The 23,786-nt window shown below is 72.4% G+C and carries 16 protein-coding genes; 9 read left to right on the top strand and 7 right to left on the bottom strand.

What is annotated here, in order from left to right; all coding sequences use genetic code 11:
• The first annotated feature begins 48 nt into the window (after nucleotides 1–48).
• On the top strand, nucleotides 49–891 hold the full coding sequence (locus LPA41_RS09675) for an ABC transporter ATP-binding protein (RefSeq protein WP_229069741.1): 843 nt from the start codon (nucleotides 49–51) through the stop codon (nucleotides 889–891).
• Here the strand turns inward: LPA41_RS09675 and LPA41_RS09670 are convergent.
• The 4 genes from LPA41_RS09670 to LPA41_RS09655 are packed head-to-tail and all read right to left on the bottom strand — an operon-like array spanning nucleotide 888 to nucleotide 8,625.
• A complete protein-coding gene (locus LPA41_RS09670; protein WP_229069740.1) occupies nucleotides 888–1,538 on the bottom strand; it encodes an ABC transporter ATP-binding protein in 651 nt (216 codons plus the stop codon). The two genes, LPA41_RS09675 and LPA41_RS09670, sit on opposite strands and share 4 nt — an antisense overlap.
• The gene (locus tag LPA41_RS09665) at nucleotides 1,535–4,519 is read right to left on the bottom strand and encodes an FtsX-like permease family protein (RefSeq protein ID WP_229069739.1); all 2,985 of its coding nucleotides are present in this window, start codon (nucleotides 4,517–4,519) and stop codon (nucleotides 1,535–1,537) included. The genes LPA41_RS09670 and LPA41_RS09665 overlap by 4 nt, the downstream gene beginning before the upstream one ends.
• Nucleotides 4,516–7,542 (bottom strand): FtsX-like permease family protein, encoded by a 3,027-nt coding sequence (locus LPA41_RS09660; RefSeq protein WP_229069738.1) that lies wholly within the window; start codon nucleotides 7,540–7,542, stop codon nucleotides 4,516–4,518. Before LPA41_RS09660 ends, LPA41_RS09665 begins: the two co-directional genes overlap by 4 nt.
• A gap of 45 nt (nucleotides 7,543–7,587) precedes the next feature.
• Complete coding sequence (locus LPA41_RS09655) at nucleotides 7,588–8,625, bottom strand: magnesium transporter CorA family protein (protein WP_229069737.1); 1,038 nt, start codon at nucleotides 8,623–8,625, stop codon at nucleotides 7,588–7,590.
• A 21-nt stretch (nucleotides 8,626–8,646) separates the two neighbouring features.
• Here LPA41_RS09655 and pnuC point away from each other — a divergent pair, with 21 nt between their 5' ends.
• The 4 genes from pnuC to LPA41_RS09635 all read left to right on the top strand — a co-directional run bounded on the left by pnuC (nucleotide 8,647) and on the right by LPA41_RS09635 (nucleotide 11,021).
• Nucleotides 8,647–9,354: a nicotinamide riboside transporter PnuC gene (gene pnuC, locus LPA41_RS09650; protein WP_229069736.1), complete on the top strand. Its 708-nt coding sequence runs from the start codon at nucleotides 8,647–8,649 to the stop codon at nucleotides 9,352–9,354.
• 174 nt (nucleotides 9,355–9,528) lie between these two features.
• A complete protein-coding gene (locus LPA41_RS09645) occupies nucleotides 9,529–9,921 on the top strand; it encodes a TetR/AcrR family transcriptional regulator C-terminal domain-containing protein (protein WP_229069735.1) in 393 nt (130 codons plus the stop codon).
• A gap of 106 nt (nucleotides 9,922–10,027) precedes the next feature.
• Nucleotides 10,028–10,513, top strand: coding sequence for a flavin reductase family protein (locus tag LPA41_RS09640; protein WP_229069734.1), 486 nt, complete (start codon nucleotides 10,028–10,030; stop codon nucleotides 10,511–10,513).
• Nucleotides 10,514–10,682: 169 nt separating this feature from the next.
• Nucleotides 10,683–11,021, top strand: a complete 339-nt coding sequence (locus LPA41_RS09635) for a hypothetical protein (protein ID WP_229069882.1) — start codon at nucleotides 10,683–10,685, stop codon at nucleotides 11,019–11,021.
• A 90-nt stretch (nucleotides 11,022–11,111) separates the two neighbouring features.
• Here the strand turns inward: LPA41_RS09635 and LPA41_RS09630 are convergent, their stop codons facing one another.
• On the bottom strand, nucleotides 11,112–13,607 hold the full coding sequence (locus LPA41_RS09630; RefSeq protein WP_229069733.1) for an NACHT domain-containing NTPase: 2,496 nt from the start codon (nucleotides 13,605–13,607) through the stop codon (nucleotides 11,112–11,114).
• Between the two features lie 258 nt (nucleotides 13,608–13,865).
• Between LPA41_RS09630 and LPA41_RS09625 the strand changes: the two genes are divergently transcribed.
• Both LPA41_RS09625 and LPA41_RS09620 read left to right on the top strand, forming a co-directional pair.
• Nucleotides 13,866–17,312, top strand: coding sequence for a TIR domain-containing protein (locus LPA41_RS09625; protein WP_229069732.1), 3,447 nt, complete (start codon nucleotides 13,866–13,868; stop codon nucleotides 17,310–17,312).
• Between the two features lie 17 nt (nucleotides 17,313–17,329).
• Nucleotides 17,330–17,803: a hypothetical protein gene (locus LPA41_RS09620; protein WP_229069731.1), complete on the top strand. Its 474-nt coding sequence runs from the start codon at nucleotides 17,330–17,332 to the stop codon at nucleotides 17,801–17,803.
• Here LPA41_RS09620 and LPA41_RS09615 read toward each other — a convergent pair whose 3' ends face one another.
• Nucleotides 17,804–20,890 (bottom strand): BTAD domain-containing putative transcriptional regulator, encoded by a 3,087-nt coding sequence (locus LPA41_RS09615; RefSeq protein WP_229069730.1) that lies wholly within the window; start codon nucleotides 20,888–20,890, stop codon nucleotides 17,804–17,806.
• 315 nt (nucleotides 20,891–21,205) lie between these two features.
• Here LPA41_RS09615 and LPA41_RS09610 point away from each other — a divergent pair, with 315 nt between their 5' ends.
• Nucleotides 21,206–22,147, top strand: coding sequence for a helix-turn-helix domain-containing protein (locus LPA41_RS09610; protein WP_229069728.1), 942 nt, complete (start codon nucleotides 21,206–21,208; stop codon nucleotides 22,145–22,147).
• Nucleotides 22,144–22,689 carry a dihydrofolate reductase family protein gene (locus LPA41_RS09605; protein WP_229069726.1) on the top strand — a complete coding sequence of 182 codons (546 nt, stop codon included), beginning with the start codon at nucleotides 22,144–22,146 and terminating at the stop codon, nucleotides 22,687–22,689. The genes LPA41_RS09610 and LPA41_RS09605 overlap by 4 nt, the downstream gene beginning before the upstream one ends.
• A 132-nt stretch (nucleotides 22,690–22,821) precedes the next feature.
• On the opposite strand, the gene LPA41_RS09600 is transcribed toward LPA41_RS09605, so the two are convergent.
• Entirely contained in the window at nucleotides 22,822–23,778 is a 957-nt protein-coding gene (locus LPA41_RS09600; RefSeq protein ID WP_229069724.1) for an SDR family NAD(P)-dependent oxidoreductase, read from the bottom strand.
• Between the last annotated feature and the right edge of the window lie 8 nt (nucleotides 23,779–23,786).

Below are 23,786 nucleotides of genomic sequence, written 5' to 3'. Positions count from 1 at the left end.
CCGCTTCGCCGGGTCGTCAGGGCGGTCCGGCTTCGCTAGCGTGGCGGCATGAACGGACTGGCCGTGGCCTGCCGCAGAGTCGTGCACATCTATCGGGCCGAGGCCGGTGACGTGGTGGCGCTGGCCGGTGTGGACCTCTCCATCGCCCCCGGGGAGACCCTGGCCCTGGTCGGGCCGTCCGGCTCCGGCAAGTCGACACTCATCGCGCTGCTCGCCGGTTTGATGCGCCCCTCCGCCGGGCGGATCAACATCGGCACCTACGACATGGGCAAACTCTCCGACGCGGAGGTCTCCCGGCTGCGCGGCACCGAGATCGGCGTGGTGCTGCAGGGCGCCGCACGCAACCTCCTGCCGTACGCGTCCCTGCACCGCAACATCTGGCTGGCCCAGCGCCGTGCCGCACACACCCGCGGCATCCAGCTCGACGACCCGGACCGCATCCTCGACCTCGTCGGGCTCCCCGGTCAGGGCCGGCGCCGCCTCGCCGACCTCACACCGGGCGGCCGTCAGCGGGCCGCCCTCGCCGTCGGCGTCGCGGCCGGGCCCGGCCTGCTCCTGGTCGACGAGCCCACCAGCCGCCTCGACACGGCCGGCCGCGACGAGGTGCTGGACGCCTTGGAGACGGTGAACACCGAACGGCACACCACTATCGTCGTGGTGACCCACGACAACGAGGTCGGCGCCCGGCTCGGCCGCGCCGTGACGATCCGCGACGGCCGGGTGGGCGCCGAGGGCCGCGACGGCCAGGACTTCGCGGTCGTCGCCGGCGACGGCACCGTCCAGCTGCCGCCGGAGGTGCTGGGCTCCTACCCGCCGGGCACCCTCTTCACCGTCCAGCACATCGACGGCGAGGTGACCCTCGTCCCGGGCGGCTCGGAACCGGTGGCCTAGGGGCGGACCCAGACCGCCTCGCCGTCGGCCAGGTGGAGTTCGCGGTCGCAGGCGGCCGCCGTCTCCGGGTCGTGCGTGGCCAGGACGACCGCGACGCCCCGCTGGGCCTCGGCGCGCAGCAGGTCGAGCACCTTCTGCCGGTTCGACGCGTCCAGCTCGCTCGTCACCTCGTCGGCGAGCAGGACGTCGCCGTGCAGGGCCAGGCCGCGGGCGATCGCCGTGCGCTGCTGCTGCCCGCCGGAGAGTTCGTCGATCAGCTGGTTCGCCTGCCCGGAGAGGCCGAGCGCGTCCAGCGACTCCGCGGTGCGCCGCCGGGCGTCCGCCGGGCTGCCCCCGGTGGCGATCACCGCGACGGAGATGTTCTCGGCCGCCGTGAGGATCGCGGCCAGCCCGTTCTCCTGCGGGATCAGGACCACGCCGCGGGCGACCGCCCGGTCCCGGTCGCCGAGCGGCGTACCATCCACCGCCACCGACCCGGCGCGTGGCCGCAGCAGCCCGGCCATCGCGCTGAGCAGGGTGGTCTTGCCCGCGCCGGACGTGCCGGTGACGGCCAGCAGTTCGCCGGGCCGGGCCGTCACGGTGACCCCGCGCAGCACGTGCTGGTCACCGTGGGCCAGGTCGGCCCCCTCCAGCGTCAACGTCGTCATGAGATCCCCTTCTCGATCCTGCGCCGAAGGTCACGCCCGCCGGCCAGAGCCACCGCCACGTTCACCGTCAGTACCGCGCCGGCGACCGCGAGCAGCACCAGCGGGCGCGGCGCCGTGGGCATCGGCAGGTCCAGCGGGCTGAGGCCGGCCAGCGGCAGGGCCCACCCGGTCAGCCACCACGTCGCCCCGCCGACCAGCAGGCCCACCGCCACCGCGAACCCGACGAGCGCCGGATAGGTCCACATCGTCGCGCGACCGACCACCCGCCCGGACAGCCCCTGTGCCCGCAACGCGGCCAGGTCGCCGGCGCGCCTGCCGCGGTCCACCGCGATGGTCAGCACCAGCGCGCCCACCCCGAGCAGGGTGGCGAGCACCGCGGCCAGCACGTGGAAGGAGAGCGCCAGCGCCGGGCCCTGCCGGTCCAGCCGGTCCCGGACCTCGGCGGCGCCGGTGTCGGTCACCACCACCAGCCCCTGCTCACCGAGCCGTTCCACGATGTCGGCCGGCGCCGCCGGGCCGAGCCACACCTGCGGCGATTGCGCCTGGTGGGCGTCCACGGTGAGGCGGTCGGCGAGTTCCAGATCCACGAGTACGGCGTTGCGGCCGACCGACGGCACCGCCGGCAGCGTGGCGACCGGGACCGTCGGCACCGCGTCCCCGCCGAGACTCGTCATCACCCCGCCGGGCGGTCCGCCACCGGCCAGCGCCAAGGGCAGCGGGTTCGGTGTCGCGAGCGGCCGGGCCCAGGCGCTCCCGACGGGCGCGGCGCGGACGTTGGCAGTCATCGTCAGGCTCCCGGCGCGGGACTCGACCTCCGCGTTCTGCGCCGCCCACCAGTTGTCCAGCGGGATCCCCATCAGGTCCCGGACCTCGATGACGCCGGACGTGTCGGTCGCCTTGCCCAGACCGGAGAGGCCGATGCCGTTGACCCAGCAGCCCTGTTCGCAGAGTGGCAGCGGCTGCCGGTAGCGGCCCGGGCCGTTGCGCAGCACGCCGACCTCCACGACCGTCTCGCCGAGCCCGATCTGGGAGGAGACCGCGACGGCCAGCCGCAGCCGCCGGTCGGCGGGGACCCGGCTCGTCGTCACCTCGGCGACGATCTCGGAGCCGGTGAAGGACGGCCGCTCCGCCGTGTCCGCGTGCAGCAGCGCCCCCACCTGGGCGGCGCTCGGGCCCTCACTGGCCCAGGACGCCACCGCGGGCAGCCGTGCCGAGTCGACGGCCAGGCCGGGCACGCCGGTGCTGCCGCCGCTGGGCAACTCGGTCACCGCCATCGCGAACCGGCCCTCCGGGTCGACCTTGCGCACCGCCTGGAGCAGCTGACGCCGGGGCACGACCTGCACGGCCAGCACCCGGTCGGCGCCGGTGCCTAGCCGTGCCTCCACCTCCCGGCCCTGCGCCGCGATGTCGACCGCGCAGGCCGCGTACCCGGACACCGCCGCGGCGGCCGCGAGCAGCGCGAACAGCCGGCCGGCACCGGGACGGCGGGACAGCTGGAGGCCGGCCAGCCCGGCGCCGAGCCGGCCGCGGTGCAGGGCCCGGCCGGCGTACCGGCTGACGAGCGGCAGCACCGCCCGGGCGGCGAGCAGGGCGAGAGCCAGCATGAGCAGCGCCGGCGCGAACGTGCCGAGGCCGTCGAGGGAACCGTCGGAGATCTGGAGCTGGACGGCCGCGAGAATGGCCAGGACCACCACGACCGCCTCGATCACCGGGATGGTCCGCTGGACCTTGCCGGTGCGTTGCAGCAGGGCGGAGACCGGGCTGAGCAGCGGCCGGCGCTGGGCCACCAGGGCGGCGGCCAGCGCGATCAGGGTGGCGGCCGGCGCGAACCGCAGCGAGGAAAGGGTGGGTTCGGCGCCGACGCCCGGGAAGACCTGTGCCGCCACCACGTTGACGAGCAGCTGCCCGGCCACACAACCGGCCAGGGCTCCGGCCAGGACCGCGGCGAGACTTTCGCCGGTCGCCAGCCACCAGCGGGTCCACCACCGGGCGCCACGCAGGGCGACCACGGCGATCTCGTCACGGCGGCTCTCGGCGCCGTGCCCGACGGTCAGGTAGATGCTGAAGCAGGCGAGCAGCACGAGCGGGACGGCCAGCACCGGTACGAGCAGCCGGGCCTCGGCCCGACCGACGTCGATCCGCTCGAGCAGCTGCGGGATGCCGGTGTCCAGGTTGAGACCCGGGATCGACGAGGCCAGGTCTGCCAGGCGGTCCAGGTCGGCGCGAACGGTGTCGAGCCGGTCGATGTCCAGGGTGCCGGGCTGGGCGATCCCGTCGATCGCCTCGATCGACGTGGTCCGCGTGATCGAGGCAAGCGTGGTCTGTGTGGTGAAGACGGGCTCGCCGGACCCGGTGAACGGGCCGCTGATGAAGTAGCCGTGCGTGCCCCAGTAGATGTCCGCCGGGTTCGGCACCCGGTACGTCCCGGCCACGGTCAGCGTCTCCGGCAGGCCGTCGGCGGACCACAGCGGCGGCTGCCGCTCGGCGTCCACCCGCGCGGTCCGCAGCACGATCGAGTCGCCCGCCGCCAGTTTGAGGCGTTTCGCGCTCTGCTCGCCGAGCAGCACGTCGCCCTCGCCGACGACGCAGCGCCCGGTCACCAGGATCAGCTGGTCACAGACGTCCTGCCGGAAGACCAGCCGGGTCGGGTAGAACTCGGTCGGCTCGATCCCGACGGTCGGCATCTCCTCCGAGTAGATGTAGGAGAAGCCGGACATCGAGTCCAGGGTGTTGCCGGCCGAGCCGATGTCGACGGACGCACCGGTCGACGCGGCCACCGCCGCGTCGTTCGCGGCGCGCACCACCAGCCGCTTCTCACTGAGCGCGGCGGTCTCGACCTGGCCCTGCGCGACGGCCCGTTCGACGGCGAGCAGGTAGGCCGGTGCGGCGACGGCCGAGGCGACGGCGATCAGCGCCAGCAGGGCGAGGGTGACGGCCTGTCCACGGCGGGACCAGATCATCGCGAGGACCACGGAGATCATCGGAGGTCCTCCGCCCGGGTGCTGCGCAGCCGGCGGACCAGCGGCAGCACCGCCAGGAGGGCGGCCAGACCGAGCACCGCGAGGGCCACGGTGGCCGCCACCGCGAGGGCCCATGGGGTCAGCGGGTCGGGCGGTGGCAGCACTCGCCAGCCGTCGGCGAACGGCGGCAGGGCCCCGCCGACGAGCCGGGCGGCCAGGTCGGCGGCGAGCGCTCCGGCCGCGAGCCCGGTCAGCACCAGCACGGTCGTGCCGGCGTAGCCGGTGGAGACGGCGGTGCGGACCGGCAGGCCCTGTGCCCGCAGCGCATGCAGTTGCACATCCAGCGACCGGTTGTCCACGGTGGCCGCCACCATCAGCACGGCGGCCGCCAGGAGCAGCGCGGCCAGTCCGTTGAGCAGCGCGAACCTCGCCACCGTGGCCGGGCCCTGATAGCCGAGCCACTCGGTGCGGCCGGTGACGGTCTCGTCACCGGAGACCGCCAGGCCGGCCGCGGTCAGGCCGTCCACCAGACCGGGTCGTGCGCCGGGCGCCAGCCACACCTGGAACTCGCCACCGGCGTCGGCCTCGGCGGCCAGGCGGCGCACCGCGTCCAGGTCGGTGAGCACGCCGTCGCGGCCCACCGACGGCAGGCTGGCGACGACGCCGGCGATCCGGACCGGTGCCGCCTGGCCGTAGGACTTGAGCATCCGGTCGTCGTACTGCCAGGGGTCGGGCGCCGCGCCGGCCAGCACGATCGGCAGCGGCATCGGGGAGTCCGCCGCGTACGCCGCGACGCCGGCCAGTTTGAGTTCGGTGGGATTGTCGTCCGGGGACATCCGCAGGGCGCCGTCGGCGGTGGCGATGTCCAGGTTCGCCCCGGCACTCCCGGACCGCCAGCGGGCCACGTCTCCGAGGATGCCGCGGTCCAGCACGGCCGCGCCGGAACCCGGCTGGGTCAGCTCGCGGACCGTCACGACGGTGCCTTTCGCCGCCGGCCGGGAGCGGGTGAGCCGGTCCGGCGGGCTTGTCACCTCCCACCGCACGATCCGGCAGCCGGGTGCGGCGGCGCAGCCGGGCAGCGGGGCGTCCACGGACTGCTCGCCGGCCCGCAAGGCGCCGAACGCGACAGTGACCGGAGCACCTGTCGCCTCGTGCTGGAGCCGCAGAGTGAGGTGTGCCGGAGCGGGGCCGTCCCGGCGGGCCCGGACGGTGAGCCGGTCACCGGTGACGACCGGTGACGACGGGCGGGCGCCGTCGGCCATGGCCTGCGGCAGAGTGGCGATCGGCCCGTACTCGGGGCGCCACCGGGCCACCGCGGCGAGCCGGGAGGTGTCCACCTCGAGGATCTCCAGGTCGTCGTCGTTGCGGTTGCGCACCACGGCCATCGCCTGCGTGCCGCCCGGGTCGGCGGTGCGGACCGCGTGCAGCAGCACGGTGCGGTTGGCGGCCTCGACGGTGAGCACCCGCGTGGCGCCGAGCTCGGCGGCGCTGCGCTCCTCCCGGGCGATCTGATCGGCCCGCCAGGCGCCGCCCGCCGTCACGAACAGCGCCACCGCGACCACCACCAGGGCGAACACCCGGTCCATGCCGGGTGACCGGGAGAACTGGAGGCCGGCCAGGCCGAGTCGCAGCCGGCCGGCACGCAGCGCCGCGGCGCCGGCCTGACCGGCCACCCGGCGCAGCAGCCGGGCCAGCAGCAGGCCGAGCGCGAGGGCGACCAGACCCGGTGCGGCCTCCGCCAGCCCGTCGCCGGCGCCACCGCTGCGGGCCTGGTAGAGCGCGGCACCGGCGATCGCGAGCAGCAGCAGGTCGGCCAGCGCCGAACGCCAGTCGCCGCGGCCCGGCAGGGCCCGCTGCAGCAGTGCCGACACCGGCCGGCCGAGCATCGCGGCCTCGACCGCGGCCAGCACCGCGAGACTGCCGAGCAGCACCGCGACCACCGCGACCACCGACTGGTCGAGCGCGCTCGACCGGTCCGCCGCGCCCGGGACGCCGCCGGCGAGCAACCGCGCCAGCAGGAACCCGGCCGGCACACCGATCGCCGCGCCGATCAGCAGCGGCACCAGGTGCTGACCCCAGGCCAGGCGCAGCATCCGGAACCGGCTGACGCCACGGAGCTTGAGCAGGGCGGTGTCGGCCCGGCGGTCGCGCAACGTGTACCACCCGGCCAAGCCGATCGCGAACCAGGTGAGTATCAGCGTCTGCACGCCGGCCGAGCGGACGCCGCGCAGGATGGTGGCCCGGTCCCGGGCGACCGTCTCCAGCAGCGGCCCGGTGGTGCTCTGCAGCCGGAAACCGCCCGCGATGAGCCGGGTGTCGGTGGCGGCCAGCACGGACGTCAGGTCGTAACCACCGTCGCCCCGGATCAGGTCGGGCGGCAGCTCGGTGTCGTAGACCATGGTGGCGTTCCAGAGCGGGCGTTCCACGAACGTGTCGAGGACCGTGAAGGCCGGGTCGATCTGGGTCCGGGTCCGGAAGATCTCGCCCGCCCAGTACGTCCCGGAGACGCCGGCCAGGGCGTAGAGCGAGACGACCTGCGCGACGAGCGGCCGGTTCGTGACCGAGCTGATGAGCGAGAACCGGTCGCCGACCCGGACGCCGAGCCGGCCCGCCGCCTCATGGGTGATGGCGACCTCGCCGGCCGCGCTCGGGCACGGGCCGTCCAGGCGGACGTTCGCACAGAACCCGTCGCGGGAGGCGACCGACATCGCCGTGGCGGGCGCGTCAGGGGTCCGGGCGCTGAGGGTGACCGAGACGCCGACCACCGGCTCACCGAACTCGGGCGGCAGCTTGGCCCGGACGTCGCCGGTGAACCGGCTGACGGCCTCCTGCGGCTGGCCCTGTGTGTCGACACCGGTGCGGACCGAGACGACCCGCTCGACCGCGCGCGCCGCGTCCAGATCCGCCTCCGCGGCCTGACCGGCGGCGGCGTAGCCGTACCACGGCCCGGCCACCGCCACCGCGGCCGCCAGCGCGGCGAGCAACAGGATCGTCAGCACCTGTGCGGTCCGTGCCCGGACCGCACCGATCACGAGCAAGAACATCGACACCCCCGTTTTCCCGCCGGGGACGTTACACACCTCACTTTTCTAGAGCCACCCGCGTTTTTTCAGGAAGCCGTAGAGACCGCCCGCCGAGATCACGATGAGGGCGGTGCTCAGCACGAAACCCCACGGCCGCTCATATCCCGGGTACGGCAAGTTCTGCCCGAAATAGCCGGTCAGCGCCGTCGGCACCGCGATGATCGCGGCCCAGGCGGCAAGTTTGCGGGTGACCTCGTTCAAGACGTTGCTCTGCTCGGCTAGGTCGGCGTCGAGCAGTTCGTTGATCCGGGTCAGCGAGTGCTCGACGAGTTCGGCGGCCTGCTGCGCGTGGTCCTCCACATCGCGGTAGTAGGGACGCAGCCGGTCGGCCGCGTGCGCGCCATCGGCGTGCGCGCTGCCGGCCTGCCCGATGTCAGCCTGCCCGATGTCGGCCTGCACGGTCCGCCGCACCACGTCGGGCATCGGGGCCACCGCCCGGCGCAGGTAGGACAGCGCCTTGCGCAGCGCGAAGCCGTAGTGCCGGACGGCCCGCGGTGCGCCACCCGCCTCGAGCAGCGAGTCCTCGGCAGCGTCCATCGCCTCGTCGATCGCCCGGGCCGCCGTCTGCTGGCTGTCGACGACGGTGTCCAGCAGCCCGTACACCAGGAAGTTGAGCCCGCCGGCGGCACCCAGCCCGGTGTCGGCGTCCCAGCGGGCGACGAGCGCCTCGACGTCGCCGGGCACCTTGTGCACGGTGATCAGCGCCCGGTCCGTGACGAAGGCGCTGATCTCGATCTTGTCGGCCACCACCGAGGTTCCCTCGTGGTGGAACCGGACCGCGTAGACGTTCATGAACAGGTGGCCGTCGTACCTGTCGAGTTTCGGCCGCTCGTGCGCGTGCAGCGCGTCCTCGACGGCGAGGGGGTGCAGCCCGAAGTCCTCGGCCAGGGCCTGCAGATCGGTCTCGTGCGGGTCCAGCAGGTCGATCCAGGCCACCGTGCCGGGCCGGGCACGCAGCCGGGCACTCGTCTCCGCGATCGGGAAGTCCTCGGCAACGACGTGACCGTCGGCATAGAGCCGGGTTCGGGTAGGTGTGGCGCTCACCGGACCACAGTAGGGTGAACCATGACCTGGATCGATCACCTGTTGAGCGTCTTTTACCACGCGAAGTGGCAGGTGACAGCGGACCAGGCGATCTACTGGCGGGAGATCGTCGGCAACGCGTTCGGCCTCGGCTCGGCCCTGTTCGGCCTGCGCCGCAACGCCTGGGCGTGGCCGGTCGGCATCGTCGGCAACCTGCTGCTGTTCACCGTCTTCCTGGGTCAGGCGCTCGGCAACGACCAGGGCACCCCGCTCTACGGCCAGGCCGCCCGGCAGGTCTTCTTCGTGGCCACCAGCGTCTACGGCTGGTGGGCCTGGCGGCGCAACCGCAAGCGCGACCACGGCACCGCGGTGATCCCGCACTGGGCCGGCCGCCGCCAGCGGATGATCATCATTCCGGTGGCCCTCGCCGCGGTGGGTCTCTGCTTCGTGGCGTTCCGCGAGATCGGCGCCGGCTTCCCGGTCCCCTGGTGGTACTACCTGGCCGACTCGTGGATCTTCGTGGGCTCGATCCTGGCGACGTACGCGATGGCCCGCGGCTGGGTCGAGTTCTGGCTCTGCTGGATCGCCGTGGACCTGGTCGGCGTCCCCGAGCTCATCCATTTCGGCTACTACCCGTCGGCGATCCTCTACGCCGTCTACGCGGTGTTCGTGATCTGGGGTTTCGTGGTCTGGTTGCGGATCTCCCGGGTGGAGGCGCCGCGGCCGGCGGTGCAGCCGGCCGCGGCCTGAGCGGCCAGGCCGTTCCCTACGCCGGCTCGAGGATCTTCGGCTCGCGGCCGGCGTCGCCGTCCGGACCCGGCGCAGCATCCACAGGCTCACCGGCACGCCCGCCGCGACCAGCACCGCGGCTACCACCAGCGACAACTGGGGCTCCGCACGCTGTTCGAGACGGTGGTCGGGGTGATGCGCGAGCACCCGTCCCTGCCGGTTCTGCCGCACGCGGTCGACAAGACGCGGACGGAGAGCTTCACCCGCGCGACGAACGAGACGCTCGACCTGCTCGCCGACGCCGGGTTCACCGTCGAGGAGGGCTGCTGGATCGCCATGCACCTGCTGAACGCGGCGATCGGCCTGGTCTCCGGCCAGCCCGGGTGCCCGCCCGGCATGTCCGCCGACAAGGAGGCCGAGTGGCGCCGCACGAAGCGCCTGGAGATGGAGCTGCTTCCCGCCGACCGCTACCCGAAGCTGGTGGAGTACGCGGCCTCGCTGGGCACCGAACCGGACGTGGACCGCTATTACGCGTTCTGTGTCGACCTGGTGATCTCCGGCGTGGAGGCGATGGCAGCCCGGCGCTGAACCCGGCAGAGCCCGGACGACGTGAGGTTCGTCCCTGGATCGGCGGCCGGGTGGCAAGCTCCGGCGGCGCGTTCTAGTTTCGAACCAGCGGAACAGGAGCACCACCATGACCATGCGATCAGCGCTCGAACCACTACGGCTGCGCCGGGTCTTCGGCTCCTTCCCGACCGGCGTGACGGTCGTCGCGGCCCTGATCGACGGCGAACCGCGCGGCCTCGTCGCCAACTCCTTCGTCTCGGTCTCGCTGGACCCGCCGATGGTGTCGGTCTGCGTGGCGCACACCTCGACCACCTGGCCGGTGCTGCGGCAGGCCGGCCGGGTCGGCGTCAGCGTGCTCGGCGCACACCAGGAGAACGCCGGCCGCCAGCTCAGCGCCCGCGACGCCGACCGGTTCGCGGCCCTCGACTGGCGGGCCAGTGAAGACGGCGCGATCCTGCTCGACGGCTCCAGCGCGTGGCTGGACTGCTCGGTCGAACGCGAGATCCCGGCCGGTGACCACGACATCGTGCTGCTGCGGGTGCACGACCTGGACGCCGATCCCGACGTGCCGCCACTGGTGTTCCACGGCAGCCGGTTCCGGCGCCTCGGCTAGATCGACCGGCGCCTCAACTGCTTTGATCGGCGCCTTAACTGCATTGATCGACGCCTCAGTGGGATCGATCCACGCCCCGGTTGGATTGATCCACGCTTCGGTTAGATTGATCCGCGTGAGATTCTCCCCGGGTTCGGCCGCGGGCTGGACGGTCGCCGTGTTCGGTGCGATGGCGGCGCTCTTCGGCGTGGCCGGCCTGCTCGCGCCGGCGGTGGTCCTCGGCAGTTCCGGTTTCGCCACCGACGTCCCCGACTCGACCCGGGTGTTCGTGACGGCGTCGTCGATGGCCTCGCTCAACATGGGCGTGTACTACCTGGTGGCAGCGGCCACCCGATGGCGCCCGTTCTTCCGGTTCACGGTCCCGTTCCGGCTGCTCACCTGCGCGGTCTTCACCACCCTGGTGCTCACCGGCGTCGCACCGGGCGGCTTCCTGGGCGTCGCCGCGTGGGAGGGCGCAGGCGCGGTGGCGACCGGCCTGGCCCTGGCGTGGGACGCGCGGCGCCGCTGACGAGGCGATCGGTTCCCACCCGGAGGCTTCGGCACGGGAGTGTGCGGTGGAGCAGGCGCCCCGGCCTCTGGAGACAGCGGATCTGGATCGTCAAGAGCGGCGCAACCACAGTTGGGCTGTCGACCTGATCAGACCGCTGGCCTGCCAGTGCAGCATGATGGCGCAGTCCAGCACACGTGTCACCTCGTCGGCCATCAGGCCGTGATGAGAGTGCCAGACCGATTCGGCGAGTTCACATGCGCTTTCCACAATCACCAGCAGGTCATCCGGGTCACGGTCCGGAGATGACTGCCAACCGGCCCACACATCCTCGATGTTGTCGAGACAGACGAAGCCGTTGTCGAGGAGCCGCATAAGGCGGAGCTTGACACGAACAGATCGTATGGCGTTGGCCATGTCGGCAGCGCTCACGAATCCAGCTGCTCCGGCGGGTCGCTCGCCCCAACCGCCATTCCAGTGGCGTAGGCCTTGATGCGAAACGCCGCAGACAGCATCAAGATAAGACTCTTTGGCGATAATTGATCCACCGGAACTGACTGATTCACGGTCGGTTGCGTCGAAGGAGAAATCAATCTTTGTCACCGCCCCCTCCTCGGGGAACTCGATCGACTCCGGCCAAGTCCACGCATCGAACGAGTCAACACCGTAAGTCCATTCACTGCTCGAACTCACCCAGGAACAGAACGCCTTTTTCTCCTTGACCGTCAGACCGACGACCGGATCGTCGGGTCGACGGAGCACCAGAGCTCTCGTCCAGTGAGCGGGCCAGTACGCCGGGCTGTCCCCCTTGCTCACCCGTAGGTACAGATCGAACTCCGCATTAGTGATCGGCTCACTGACCAGAACCAATCCGGGCCGCGGATGACGCACGCGACGCAGCTTGCGGGCCAGGATCACCTGCCCGATGAGCCCCGCACGCCGGAGGTCACCGGAGTGTGTCTCGTTGGAGAGCACCCAGTCCAGCTGCTGACGCAATCGAGGATCGAGCTCCCGGGCCACCTCGGCACAGTCGGACGCGAGCAGAAGCGATCGAACCGTGTCCTCACGAAGACAAGCCTCAACAATCGGGCCGGCGTCCGCATTGGCGCAGTAGAGCAGCGTCACCTCCCGCCACCACGGGTTGTCAGTACGTGCGGCCAGATATCCGTGCTGACTCTGCTCGCGCAAGCGAACCGCGGCGAGAAACTCCTGGAAGGTGAGATGAGCGAATGCGTACACGCCATTCTCGCGCTGGACGATCAGGCCACTTTGCTGCTCCGTCGCAGCGAGGAATTCCTCAGGACTCACACCGGGTGCCACCCGCGCCAGTTGCTCGTGGATCAGCCGCGCGGCGTCGCCGGCCTCGATGTCGCGTTTGGAGCCCTGCATCATGGCCAGTGCAAGGCACCTGAGCACCGACTCCTGTTGATCTGAGGTCAGCTCACTGCTCAGCCCCTTGGCCGCTCGTCGACCGCCGAGAAAACCATGACAGATTTCCCGGTAGAGACCGGCCCGGCCACCCGGCAGAACGCCCCGATAGTTATGGACTTGAGCAATCATGGTCAACAGAAGCGGATTGACGCCTAGGTCGTACAATTGCGGATTGTCACGGAGCCGCTGCAAGAGATCATCCGCTTTGCCTTTGGCGTCCGACGTGACCACGTCATCCCTGCGGCCGGCCTGCCTGATCTCGGTGGCCGTGTACCAGAGCCGAACGAAACGCTCAATCTGGTCATCAGTGAAAGGTCTCACCTGTAGGACGTCCGCCGAGTTCAGCGGGTTGCTCTGATAGCCGTACGGCCGGGACGTGAGAAGAAAGCCGTTGGCGTGGTGAACCGAGATCTGGCGTTCCAACCAGGCCGAGATCGCCCGGCGCTGACCCGGATCAGCTACCTCGTCCAGACCGTCGATCATGACCAGGGAGGCGCCGCGACTGAATTGCCGTTCCAACCAGGGTCTCGCGCCTCGGAGTTCGGGCGGCAAGGCGGCTGCCACCGCCTCGATCAGTGGCAATTCCGGGTCCTCCGCAATGGCGGACGACTGATCACGGATGACCAACAGCACAGGTATCCGCTTACGCAGCAACCGGGTTGGCCCACGCCCCGATGCGAGAAGAAGAGCCAGATGCTTGAGCAAGGTCGTCTTGCCCGCGCCGGGCGGACCCACAATCGCGAGTGTCCGGGGCGGCCACTCGGTCAGGAACGACCATATCTGTCGGCGTTCCATCAATCCGTCGTCGCTCTTCGCCACGGGATCTCCGGATGCCAGATGGATCGGCCGCGGCATGAGACTGACGTCGACGAAGACGCTCTCCACGGAGAGATAGTGAGGGCTCTGCGTGTTGAGACCGCGAAAGTCCATGTCCCGGTTGCGCGCAATGATCCACTTCAGGTAGGCACGGCGGGCTCGGGAGGGCAGCAGGGTGGGCGCGGGCATGTGCGGGCGGGGTCGCTGACGCCATGCCGTCACGGCGGCGACAGTTGCCAGCGCGAACGCTCCGACACTGGAGATTTTGTCCATCGCGTCGAGGCCTTCACCGCCGGCGAGTACCGCAGTAGCCGCAATCACCAGCACAACCGCGGCGACTCCAGCAAGGAGTGTCTGCACGGCGGACATGGTGGCAGCAGCGATCGGCCGCTGTCACTTTGACCTTGAGGCGCCGGGGCCTGTTCCTTATCACGGCAGCCGGCCGGAAATGGGGAGCCGGGCATCCACGGGGGAGAATGCCCGGCTCGGATAGATCAAAACACATGACGGCGGGTCACCGCCACAGGGGATCCCCCGGTCTCACCCACGCGCCTTTACCTGCGGGCCGGCGGCGGGGAGAATCGTCCACCGCCGATCCTGCCGATCACGGGGACAACCATGCCGTTCGATGGCTTCATCTCGTACAGTCACGCCGCCGACGGGCGGCTCGCACCGGCCGTCCAGCGGGGTCTGCACCGGCTGGCGAAGCCCTGGCACCAGCGTCGCGCGTTGTGGATCTTCCGGGACCAGACCGGGCTGGCCGTGACGCCCAAGCTGTGGACCTCGATCCAGGAGGCGCTGGACGGCTCGAAGCACTTCGTGCTGCTCGCCTCCCCCGAAGCGGCACGCTCACCGTGGGTCAACCGGGAGATCGAGCACTGGCTGGCGACGAAGTCACCGGACCGGATCCTGCCGGTGGTGACCGACGGCGAGTGGCAGTGGGATCCGGTCGCCCGCGACTTCACCGCCGCCTCCACCGCGGTGCCGGCGGCACTGCGCGGCGTCCTCGCCGAGGAACCGCTCTACCTGGACCTGCGCTGGGCCCGCGACGACCTGCACCTGAGTCTTCAGCACAGCCGGTTCCGCGACGCCATCGCGCAGCTTGCCGCGCCGATGCACGGCGTCAGCAAGGACGAGCTGGAGGGCGAGGACGTCCGGCAGCACCGGCGGGCCCGGCGGCTGTCCACGGTGGCGGCCGTGACGCTGGTGATGCTCACCCTGGTCACCTCGCTGACCGGTGTCGCAGCGGTGCGCAACGCGAACCGGGCCAACGCCGCCGCGGTGGACGCCCGGGCACAGCAGGCACTGGCGTCGCAGCAGCGCAGCACCGCCGAACGCGCCACCCAGGAGTCGCAGCGGCAGCAGGAGAACGCGCGGGTCCAGGAGGACCGGGCCCGGGTGGCGAGCGACGAGACCCGGCGGCAGGAGAAACTCGCCGAGAAGGCGTCCGCCGCGGCCGCGCAGGAGCAGGCCGACGCCGAGCGGTTCCGGGCCGACGCGGCACTCCGGCAGGAGGACGCGAAACTTCAGCGGGCGCTGGCCGCGGAGGCCTCGGCCGAGGCGGAGCGGGAACAGGCGAACGCCAGGCGGTACCGGGCCGACGCGGAACGCCAGCAGGCCGACGCGGAGGAGCAGAAGAAGAACGCCGAGCGGCAGCAGGAGCTGGCCCAGGACGCCGCCGAGGAGGCCGAGCGGCAGAAGGCCAATGCCGAGCGGCAGCTGGCGTACGCCCGGCAGCAGCAGGAACTCGCCAACCAGGCCACCGCCCGGGCCCAGGAGCAGGAGCGGCTCGCCGTCTGGCACCAGGAGCAGGCGCGCAAGGCCGACGCGGAGCGCAAGAAGCAGGAACAGCTCGCCCGGGAGGCGGCGGAGGAGGCCCGGCGCCAGCGGGAGGAAGCGGCGTTGCAGCAGCGCATCGCGGTCAACCGGCGGCTGATGTCCCGGGCCCGCGCGATGATCGTCGACGACCCGAAGAAGGCGCTCATGCTGGGCGCGGCGGCGCAGCGCGTACACCCCGACGCGCAGACCGCCGAGCAGCTCAGCCACCTCGCGATGTCGACGAACTACGCCGGCACCCTCACCGACGTGACAGGTGTCGCGGCGGCCGCCGGCCAGGTCTTCGTCACCAGCGGCGCCGGCGGGACGGTGTCGCTGTGGGACACGTCGGACGCGGCGAGACCGGTCCGGCTGGCTCAGCTACCGGCCGCCGGGACCGCTGAGAAGACGCTCGCCACCGACCGGGGCGGGCGGACCCTCGCGGTCTTCGACGGCGGCCCGGAGGCGGTGCTGTGGAACATCGAGAACCCGGCCCGGCCGGTACGGGCGACGACGTTCACCGACGCAGCCGGAATCGTGGCGGTCACGTTCAGCCCGGACGGCCGCACCGTCGCGACGAGCAACGGCGCCAAGGACACCGTCCTCTGGGATGTCAGCGGTACGGCCCCGGTCGCGCTTTCGACACTGCCGAAGGCGTACCCCTTGAAGTTCGGTCCTGATGGTCGTCTCGGTCTGACCAGCGGCGACGAGGTGCACGTCTGGGATCTGTCGGACCGCACCGCCCCGGTGCGGCGTTCCGTGGTCACGCCGGGCTGGGGTGACAAGGTGCCCGACGCGCCGATCGCGTTCCACCCGACGCAGCCCGTGGTCGCGGTCATGGGTCCCAGCGGTTACCTGTACCTGTGGCAGGTGACCGACCCGGACAAGCCCCGGCAGGGTTCGTCGCAGCGCGTGGTGCGGTTCGACAGCACGCTGCGCTCGGTGGAGTTCAGCCCGGACGGCGACATGATCGCTTTCGGCGACTCGGACGGCCTCACCGCGCTGTGGAGCTTCGACTACAACAACGAGTGGCCGACGTTCCTGGCCCAGATCGCCGCCCTGAACGCCCGCGGCGGCCCGGTCCGGTCGATGGCCTTCAGCCCGGACTCGCGGGCACTCACCATCGCCGGCGACCGGCAGACAGCGAAGGTCTGGTACACCCGCGGCCGGTACGGCCGGGACCCGGTCGCCACCATGTCCGCTCCTTTCCCGGGACGGCTGATGGGCCTGGCCTTCGGGACGGACAACCGGTCGTTGTTCGCCGCGGGCCGGGAGGGGACCGGGGTGTCCTGGGACCTCACCCGGCCGGGCGCCCCGGTCCGGCGCGACGGTCTCGCGCTGCACAGCGGCAAGGTGGACGCGATGGCCCTCAGCAAGGACGGCCGCACCCTGGCCCTGGTCAGCGTGGACAACATGGTGACGGTGCTCGACATGACACGGCCGGCCGAACCCGCGCTGCTGTCCCGGTTCGCCGACCCGGGTGACCCGGTGTGGGCGATGGCGCTCAGCCCGGACGGGCGCACCCTGGCCATCGGCCACTCCACCGGCAAGACGTCACTGTGGGACCTGACCGACCGGACGAAGCCGAGCCGCCTCATCGAGCTCGGCCTCCGCGACATGATGTCCTCGATCGCGTTCACCCCCGACGGGAAGACCATGGCGGTCGGCGAGGGCTCCAACGTGTCCATCTGGGACATGACCGTCCGGTCGGCGCCGGTGCGGCTCACCTCGATCCGGGTGTCGGACTCCTCGAACTCGCACGCGCAATCGCTCGAGTTCGGCCCGGACGGGCGCACCATGGCGGCCGCCACCACCGACGACGGGCTGGTCATGATCTGGGACGTCGCGGACCCGCTGCAGCCCCGCCGGGTCGCCGCCCTTCCCGGCCACTCGGGCTACGCCGTCTGGGCGGGGTTCGGCCCGGACGGGAACGTCCTGGCGACCACGGGCATGGACAACGCCCTGATTCTGTGGGACATCACCGACCCGAGCACCCCGGTCCGGTTCGCCATGGTGAAGCGGCCCGACATGCAGAGCTACACCACGGCGTTCAGCCCGGACGGGCGCACCGTGGCGGTCGCCAACAGCTACAGCGGCACCACCAAGAAGCTCACGCTCTGGTCCACCACGGTGCCGGCGGACCTCGCCGCCGACCCGGTCCGGCACGCCTGCGCGGTCAGCGGCCGGGGCCTCGACGCCGACGAGTGGGCCCGTTACGTCCCCGAACTCCCCCACCGGGCCACCTGTTGAGACGCGCGGAGCCCGGCGTGCGGTTCGGGATCACCGGCCACCGGATGCTTCCGCCGGGCATCGCCGAACGCGCGGTGGCGCACTGGCAGCGGGTGCTGCCCACCGGCGCCCGCCTGCACGGGGTGTCGAGCCTCGCCGACGGCGCCGACCAGCTGTTCGCCGCGCACGTGCTGGCCGCCGGCGGCGTGCTGGAGGCGGTGCTGCCGTGCGCTGACTACGCCGGCTCGCTGACCGGCAACGGCAGCCGCGCGCGGTTCACCGACCTTCTCCACGCCGCGGCGACGGTCGTCACGATGCCGTACACCGAACCGTGCGAGCAGGGCTTCCTCGCCGCCGGGGAGGCCATGGTGGACCGGTGCGACCACCTGTTCGCGATCTGGGACGGCCTGCCGGCGCGCGGGCTGGGCGGCACCGCGGACGTGGTCGCCTACGCCCGCAAGCGCGGCTGCCCGGTGACCGTCCTCTGGATCGACGGCGTGCGCCGCACCTGATCACCGGCCCGGTGCGACGTCGATCAGGGGTGCGGCGGGGACCGCGAGGTCGGCGAAGATCCGCCGGGCGCTGTCCAGATGCGACTCCGCACCGTCGAGGTCGCCGGTGTCCCGCACCGCCGCGGCGAGGCCGTCGTGGGCGCGCGCCTGCTCGTACCGGTCGCTGATCTCCTGCGCCAGCGCCAGCGCCTGACCGTGCTGGTTGCGCGCCTCGGCGGCGTCCCCGGCGGCGCGCAGCACCTGGCCGAGGTCGTTGAGCGCCTCCGCCTCGCTGGCCCGGTCCCCGATCCGCCGCAACAGCACCAGAGCGCCACGCAGGTCGGCGGCGGCCTCGGCGAGGCGGCCCAGGCGGGCGTGCACGGCGGCCAGATCGGTCAGGGCGTACGCCTCCGCGGTCCGGTCGCCCGCGCGCCTGACCTCGGCAAGGCTCTGTTCCAGGTGACCGGCGGCCCGGTCGAGCGGCGCCGGGCGGTGCGGCAACCGGGCGAGCAGGGACATCACGTACGCCTCGCTGAACCGGTCGCCGAGCACGCCGTACAGCTCCAGGGCGGCACCGAACCGCCGCGCCGCCTGCGCCTCGTCGCCCAGCCGCGCGTCGACCAGCCCGAGCCGGACCAGCGCGTCGGCCCGGCCGGCGTCGTCGCCGAGCTCGCCGTGCAGCGTCCCGGCCCGCCGGTAGTGGTCCGCCGCCGCCCGGTAGTCGCCGAGCCGCCAGTCCACACTGCCCAGGTTGCGCAGCACCAGCGCCTCGGCGGCGCGCTCGCCGAGGTCCGCGTAGAGCGCCAGCGCCTGCCGGTAGGTCGCGGCCGCCTCGTGCAGCCGCCCCTGCCGCCGGTGCAGCCGGCCCAGGTCGGAGAGCGCCCGCGCCTGCGCGTCGCGGGCACCCACGGCCCGGGCCGCCGACACGGCCGACGCGGTCACGGTCACCGCCTCGGCGACCGGCCCACCCGCGTCGAGGTAGCGGAACAGCGTCCCGGCGAGGGCGATGGTGTGCCGGGGGAAGCCGTGCGCCGCGCCGTACGTGCAGACCGCGGCCAGGTTGGGCCGTTCCGCCTCGATCCAGGCCCGCGCCGCGTCCGGGTCAGAAGCCGGCGCCGGGCCGGACGGCGCCCCACCGGCCGGCGGCGCGCCGTCCGGGTAGAGGGCGGCCATCGCCGTGCCGGCACCGGCGAGGTAGTGGTCGAACAGGCGGGTGCGTGCGGCGTGCCGGTCCGGCTCGGCGTCGTGCCCGGCGGAGAGCTCCGCGGCGTACGCCCGGAGCAGGTCGTGCATGCCGTACCGGCCGCCGCGCCCCGCCTGCACCAGGCTGGCCCGGGCCAGCACGCCCAGCAGGCGCCGCGCCTCGCCGGGGCCGGCACCGATCAGCGCCGCCACCGCGTCCACGTGCGCGGTCTCGCCCGGATGCAGCCCGAACAGCCGGAACGCCCGGGCCACGTCGGCGGGCAGGTTCTGGTAGGACCAGGAGAACACCGCCCGGACCTCCGCGCGCGGGTCGCCGCCCGCGTCCAGCAGATCCAGCCGCACCTGGTGGTCGCCCACTTCGGCGACGAGTTCGGCAAGTGGCACGTCGGCGCGCTCCGCGGCCAGTTCGGCGGCGATCCGCAGCGCCAGGGGCAGCCGGGCGCACGCCGCCGCCAGCTCACCGGCTGCGGCCGGCTCCCGGTCCACCCGGGCGCCGATCAGCTTGCGCAGCAACCCCACCGCGTCCGCCACCGGGAGCAGGTCCAGGTTGACCCGCTCGGCGCCGTGCACGGCCACCATGCCGGGCAGTGAGTCACGGCTGGTGATCAGCACGAGGCAGGAGCCGGTGCCGGGCAGCAGCGGGCGCACCTGCTCCACCGAGGACGCGTTGTCCAGCAGCACCAGCATCCGCCGGCCGGTGAGCTCGGACCGGTACCGGCCGGCCCGCTCGTCGGTGCCCGGCGGGATCTCCGGCCCGCGGACGCCGAGGGCGGTGAGGAACCCGGCCAGCGCGTCCGCCACCGACACCGGCTGCTCGGCGTCGTAGCCGCGCAGGTTCACGTACAGCTGCCCGTCGGGGAAGGCGTTGCGCACCCGGTGCGCCCACCGCACCGCCAGCGCCGACTTGCCGACCCCGGCCGTGCCGGACAGCAGCGCCACCGTCAGCGGCGGCTCGTCACCGTCCGGCGCAAGCAGGCGATCCAGCGCGGCGAGTTCCCCGGTGCGCCCGGTGAAGGCCCGCACGTCCGCGGGCAGTTGCGAGGGCACCGGCACGGCGGCGGCCGGTGGCGCGCCGGAGACCGCTGCGCTGCCGGCGGCCACCGCTGTGCTGCCGGACACCGCTGTGCTGCCGGACACCGCTGTACCGCCGGCGGGCACCGGGCCGGCGAGCGCGGGATCGGCGGCGAGGATCTGCTCGTGCAGCCGGCGCAGGGCGGCGCCCGGGTCGCTGCCGAGTTCGTCGGCGAGGCGGTGCCGGATCCGCCGGTACTGCTCGTCCGCGTCGGCCTGGCGCCCGCACCGGTAGAGCGCGAGCATCGCCTGCCCGGCCAGCCGCTCGTCAAGCGGATGCTCGGCGACGGCGGCGGCGAGCGCCGGCAGCAACTCGCCGTGCCGGCCCAGCCGGAGCAGCACGTCGTTGCGGTCCAGTTCGGCGGCGAACCGTTCGTCCAGCAGCGTGCGCCGCGTCGCGGCCAGCCACGGCGTGTCCAGGCCGGCGAACGGATCGCCGCGCCACAGCCCCAGCGCCTGCCCGATCAGGTCGGCCGCCGAGCGGTCCGGCTCGGCCGCCCGGGCCTGCGTCATCAGCCGGCGGAACCGGTGCAGGTCCACGGTCTGCGGATCCACGGTGAGCAGGTAGCCACCGGGCTCCCGCCGGATCTCCACCCCGGCCGCGTCCGCGACGGCGCCCCGCAGCCGCGACAGGTAGCTGTAGAGCGCGCCGGCGGCCCGCTGCGGTGCGCGCTCGCCCCACACCCGGTCCATCAGCTGGTCCACTGTGACCGGACGGCCCGCCGCCACGAGCAGCACGCTCAGCACGGTCCGCTGCCGGGCATGACCGAGGTCGACGGACCGGCCGCCGATCCGGGCCTCCACCACGCCGAGCACACCGAACTCCGCCGCCAACTGACCTCCGTACGTCCGTCATCCGACCAGGCGATTCAAGAAATCCACAAGGACCGTCACGAGTCTCGCATGCTTCGTACAAGGTCCGGCGGTGAGCATTGATCTCGTTGCAGGGGGCACAGGTCGCTCTCGCCCGGTTATGCGAACCGCGTACGGGGGAATCGGGACGCCACAGCGCCACGAACGGCGATGAGCGACCTGCCCTGCGACAAAACGTTCCCCGTCCGCGCGGCTCGACACCTCGGGCCGGCGACCGGGCGGAAGGAAGCAAGAACGGTCAGGTCCGCGGACGGCTCCGGGCGTGACAATTCAGCGGTGACGAACGTTGGCCGGGATCGGCTTCGAGAATTGCTCGACGCGGTGCTCGCCGAGGACCACGACGGCGGGGCTCGCTCGCTGGACGACATGGCCGGGGACGCGTACGCCTCATCCTTTCATTTCAGCCGCATGCTCTCCCGCGGCACCGGCGAGGCACCCGTGGCCATGCGCCGCCGGGTGCTGCTGGAACGCGCGGCCTGGCAGCTGAAGCACGGATCGTCGGTGACCGAGGCGGCGTGGGCGGCCGGGTACGACTCGGCCGAGGGTTTCTCGCGGGCCTACTCGCGGGCCTTCGGGCACCCGCCGAGCCGGCCCGCGGAACGGCACTGGCTGCCGGCGCCGAACGGCATCCACTTCCATCCGCCGCTCTCCCTGTGGGTGGACGCGAACGAGCACGCGACGAACCCGCTCACCGAGCAGCTCGTCCGCCACGATCTGGAGGACACGGACGCCCTCCTGGAGTACGCCCGGCGGCTCACCGAGGCGGAGCTGCGAGAGGTACGCCTGCCCGGCACCGTGGTTCTCGAATGGGACGGCCCGGAGGAGACCGTCGGCGACGTCCTGTGCCATCTCGTCCGGACCAAGGAGACGTGGCTGGCCTCGATCGACGGCCGGGACACACCGGCGCACACCGCACGTCCTGCCGTCGCGGAACTCGTCGAACGGCACGACGCCGTCGCCGGTGCCTGGCTCGCGATGGTCCGCGACCTGGACGCACGGGGCGCGTGGGGCGACCGGCTGATCGATGCGTTGTGCGACCCGCCGGAGAGCTTCGTGATGAGCAGCGTCGTCGCGCACGTACTGACCTTCTCCGCGCACCGCCGCCAACTGGTGCGGCACATGCTGCGCGCCGCCGGTCACCGGGTGGGGCCGGGCGACCCGATCACCTGGCTGCGCCGTCATCGCAATGAGGAAACGACAGGAGACGAACTGCCATGACTCGAACCGTCTACTACGTGGCGTGCACCCTCGACGGGTTCATCGCGGACGAACACCACTCCCTGGACTGGCTGCTCAAACAGGACATCGACCAGCACGGGCCGATGAACTACGACGCGTTCATCGACGGCGTCGGTGCGGTGCTGATGGGGGCGACGACGTACGAGTGGGTGCTGAAGCACCAGGCCGGCAGCGGCGAGGGCTGGCCGTACACCCAGCCGTCGTGGGTCTTCACCCACCGCGACCTGGCCGCACCCGCCGGCGCCGACGTCCGTTTCACCAGTGCCCCGGTCACCGCCGTCCACGCGGAAGCGGTCGAGGCCGCGAAGGGCAAGAACCTCTTCCTCGTCGGCGGCGGCGACCTGATCGGCCAGTTCGCCGACGCCGGGCTTCTCGACGAGGTCATGGTGAGTTACGCACCGGTGACTCTCGGCGCCGGCGCACCCCTGCTCCCCCGGCGCCTCGACCTGCGCCTGCGGGAGACGGCGCGGAACGCCGCCTTCGTGACGGCGACGTACGACGTCGTCCGCGCCGGCGCCTGACCCTTCCCGCCCGCTGCGCCGTTACCGGCGCAGCCTCGGTGAAGTAGGCCAGGCCGGGGTAGACCGCCTCCACCCAGCTGCGCGGGGCGGCCCAGATCTCGCCGGGGAACGTCGTGAAGCCGACCGGGACCGCTACCGCCGGCTCGGCATCGAGCACCTCGCGACGGCGGACCCGGCGGAGATCGGCTGGAGCTCGGGGAACGTCACCCCGGTGAGATCTTCGGAGACGGCCCACAACCGCTGCTGTACGGCCACCTCGTACGACGCCGGGCTGGAGGTGACCAGCCGGGGGTGGCCCTTGACCTCGTAGCGTCCACCGGGTCCGTAGTACTGGCCGCCCAGCACGGCGGGATCGGTGGCGGCGCGCAGGGTCGGCAGCGCCCCCATCGCCGGCGTCTGGGTGATCAGCGGCGCGAGCCAGGTGATCGGGAGCCGGAGGGCCGCGGGGGTGTTGCGGGTGAGTTCGGTGCTGGACATGCCGGGGTGCGCGGCCACCGCGACGGTGGTGCCGTGCGTGGCGAGCCGGCGCTGCAACTCGTAGGTGAACATCAGGTTGGCCAGCTTGGACTGGCCGTAGGCGCCGATCCTGCTGTACGACCGCTCCCACTGCAGGTCGTCGAAGTGAATGCCGGCCCGGATGCGGTGGCCGGTGCTGCTGACCGTCACCACGCGGGAGCCGGGCACCGGCAGCATCAGGTCCAGCAGGAGCCCGGTGAGCGCGAAGTGGCCGAGGTGGTTGGTGCCGAACTGCATTTCGAAGCCGTCCCGGGTGCGCTGCTCCGGGGTGTACATGACACCGGCGTTGTTGATCAGCAGGTCGATCCGGTGGAACCGGGACCGCAGCGCCGCCGCCGCGGTCCGGACGGAGTCGAGCGAGGTCAGGTCCAGTGCCTGCACTGTCACGTCGCCGGTCATCCGGGCCGCGGCCCGCTCACCTTTCGCGACGTCGCGCACGGCCAGCACCACGGAGGCCCCGCGCTCGGCGAGCGCCTTGGCGGTCTCATATCCCAGCCCGGTGTTGGCCCCGGTGACCACGGCCACCCGCCCGCGCTGACCCGGAATGCTCGCCGTCGTCCACTTCTCGCCCATGTCAGGCT

This window comes from Actinoplanes sp. DH11 (assembly GCF_020873875.1).
GTDB lineage: Bacteria > Actinomycetota > Actinomycetes > Mycobacteriales > Micromonosporaceae > Actinoplanes.
The sequence above is the reverse complement of the archived record's forward strand: the minus strand, read 5'-3'. Positions and strand labels throughout refer to the sequence as shown.